At 70.9% G+C, this 3,004-nt stretch carries 3 protein-coding genes; 1 reads left to right on the top strand and 2 read right to left on the bottom strand.

The features are described from left to right. Nucleotides 1-306 (top strand): hypothetical protein (locus AC1DXV_RS33240; RefSeq protein WP_477937799.1); only part of this gene is annotated, 306 nt, incomplete at its 5' end. Here AC1DXV_RS33240 and AC1DXV_RS33235 read toward each other — a convergent pair. Together AC1DXV_RS33235 and AC1DXV_RS33230 are read right to left on the bottom strand one after the other, a co-directional pair. Further along, nucleotides 290-805, bottom strand: coding sequence for an energy transducer TonB (locus tag AC1DXV_RS33235; protein ID WP_477872448.1), 516 nt, complete (start codon nt 803-805; stop codon nt 290-292). The genes AC1DXV_RS33240 and AC1DXV_RS33235 overlap by 17 nt on opposite strands. 99 nt (nt 806-904) lie before the next feature. Continuing rightward, nucleotides 905-3,004 (bottom strand): peptidoglycan DD-metalloendopeptidase family protein (locus AC1DXV_RS33230; protein WP_477937797.1); only part of this gene is annotated, 2,100 nt, incomplete at its 5' end.

The raw sequence follows: 3,004 nt of genomic DNA, 5'->3' as shown, positions 1-3,004 counted from the left end.
GCGCTGCAGCAGCAGCGGCCTGCCGATGCCCGCGCCCAGGCGGCGCAGGCGCTGGCGCTGCTGGCGCCCGAGCGCGAATCGGCCCGCTTCGACGACAAGGAGGCCGATGCGCTGCTGCTGCAGGGCGAGGCCTGGCTCGCGGAGGGTGATGCGAAGGCCGCGCGAGCGCCGCTGATGCGCGCCGTCGCATTGCGCGAGCGGCTGGCCGGGCCGGACAGTGCGTGGCTGGCCGAGGCGCGGGTGGCGCTGGCGCGCTGCCTGCGGGCACTGAACGAACGCAGTGCCCGCCTCAGTCGGCTTTCATGAGAAAGCGCACGGGGTACTGCATTGCACACGGCGCGCCGTTGCAGCGTGCCGGCTTGTACTTCGCCTTCATCAGCACGCCGGCAGCGTATTGAGTCAGCCGGTCATCGGGCGAGGACATCACCGACACCGCCGTCGCTTCGCCGCTGCTGTTCACGTCGACGGCGAGCAACAGCCTGCCGTTGACGTGCAGCCGGTTCCTCCCCTCCGCCAGCGCCCGCACGATGCCGCGCGGACCGTTGAGCGGGTAGGGCGGTTCGTCGTCCGGCCCCATCTCCTCGTACTGCGCCTTCACGATGCGTTGTTGCTGCGGCGTCAGCTCGCCCCAGGGCTTGTCCAGCGGCAGGTTGGAATTGGCCACCTCGCGCACGATGTGCGTGCCGCCGCTCGGCTCGGTCTGCTTCAGCGAGTAACGCTTCGGCGGCGCGGCATCGGCGGCAGGGGCGATCAGCGGCGCGCACAACAGCAGCCCGGCGGCCAGGGCGATGAGGTTCTTTCGCATGCGGGCAGCATAGCTTTCCTGACACGGGGGAATGTGTCATCAATGCGGTGGAATGTGTCGGGCCGCCGCGCAGGAACACGGCGGCCCGGCCCCGGCGGTTCAGGCACTCAGCCCGAGCGAATAGCCAGCCGGCATCCGCGCCTCGATCCCCGGGAACCACACCTGGCCGATCGCCGGCAGCTTGACCCGGCTGCCCAGCGCGGCGCTGCCGGTGAACACGTCGAAGTGCGCGCCGTAGATCGCGCCGCCGGTGTCGTTGACGGTGAACCAGCCGTCGTGCACGAAGCTGCCGCCGCGGCCGTCGGGCAGCGTCAGGCCGTCGTACTCCCTGATGTAGACCGGCGTGTGCGCCGGCACCAGCCCGCCGTGGCCCTTCCAGCGCGGCTCCGAGTTCGCCTTCAGCCCGAGGTCGGCCGCCAGCGTGCGGAACGGCGTGTACGAGACACCCCGCTGCATGCCATAGCCCACGCCGCGCCTGCCGGCGGGCACCTCGTGGAAGGTCATCGCGCCCACCACGCGGCCGTCCTTGACCGAGATGCCGGAGTACCTCGTCGACACCGGCGGCTTGCCCTGCGCCGCGAGCCGCGCGTTGCGGCGCGCGTAGGCGCGCTGGTGGTAGTCGAGCACCGCGGCATAGCGTTCGTGCGACACCGCGGTCGATTGGCCGGTCACGTTGACCAGCCGGCCATCGCTCAGGCGGGCCGTGCCTTCCAGCGACAGTTTTGCGAAGAAGGCCGGGCTGCCTTCGGCGATCGTGCGGCCGTCGTCGCCGAGGACCGGGATGCGGACGGCGCCGGTCGGCTCGTCGGCCTGGTCGACGACGTGGTAGGTCGTCAGCCGGAAGGTGCGGTAGGCCGACGGGTCGGTGGGCGGTTGCGGATGGGGGCCCGAGGTTGCGGTGGACGGCGCGGGAGGGGGTGAGGTCGTCGCCGGCGCGCTCGCCCCGGCCGACGCCGTCCCGTGCTCGCGCAGCGACAGCAGGTAGCGCGTCGGGTTCAGCAGCGAGGCCGGTGCATTCTTCTCGTCGCGCCACCAGCGGGCGGTGTTGGTGCTGCCCTTCACATAGGTCTCGAAGTGCAGCATCGCGGTGTCGCTGACGAAGCCGATGGCCTGGCCCGCGGTCACGCGGTCGCCGACCGACAGGCCGTTGCGCTTCAGCGAATCCTTCGTCAGCTCGCCGTAGTTGACGACCACGCCCGAGCCTTCGTGCTCGATCAGCAGCCGGTAGGTCTGCTGGCCCGACGCGGCGGCGTAGAAGAACGCGAACGACACGATGGTGCCGCTCTCGCAGGCCAGCACCACGTCGCCCTTCTTCGCGAACAGGTCCACGCCGACATGCCGGCGCCGCGTGGCCACGCCGTTGCGCTTGCCCTTGCGCTCGGCGAGGAACATGCGGCCGGCGCGGCCCTCGATGCCGTTCGGCTCGCGGAACTTGTACGAGATCACGCGCGCCTGTGCATGCGTGGTGCGCAGCGGCCAGTGGCTGCCGGGCGGTGGCAGCGGCGCGAACGGCACCGGCCGGCCCGCAGGCACCGGCACGGGTGCCTTGTCGCCGAGAGCCTGGTCGAGCTCGTCGGGCGTTTCCATCTCGGGCTCGAGTTCGTCGACGGCCTCGGGCTCGGCGTCGGCGGCTTCCTCCTCGTTGTCCTCGAAGGATTCGGCCTCGTCGTCGGGGCTTTCGTCGTCGGACAGGGCTTCGTCATCGCCTGCCTCGTCGTCGCCTGTTTCGTCATCAGCAGCCTCGAACTCGTCCGCGAGCACCTCCAGTTCGTCATCACCCTGTTCGTCATCGTGCTCGGCCTGGCCGTCGATCTCTTCCAGTGCATCCGGGTCCTCGCCCTCCGGCGGCAGCCAGTCGTCCAGTTCGTGTTCGCCACCACCAGCCAGGCCTTGCAGCAGCGCCGGCAATTGCATCCCCGGCACCTGGTGGTGCTGCCCGGTCGTCATCTGCGTCACATGCAGGTTGCCGCCGCGAGCGCGCAGGAAGGCGGCGCCGCCCTGGCGGTCGGTCGCCGAGCCCTTCAGGTAGAAGAAGTGCGCCTGCAGGCCGGGCCGGTCGGCAAGCCAGCGTTTCCATTCCACGGGCTCGCCGACGTAGGTCGAGTCGAACGCCCACACCTGCGCCAGCTGCGCGAGCGCGCCCTGGCTGGCCTGCGCATCGCCGTGCAGCGCGCGCAGCGGCTCCAGGAAGTCGTAGGC

The sequence above is a fragment of the Rhizobacter sp. P3_C12 genome, from assembly GCF_056402735.1.
Note: the sequence above shows the minus strand (reverse complement) of the source record. Positions and strands in the feature narration are given on the sequence as shown.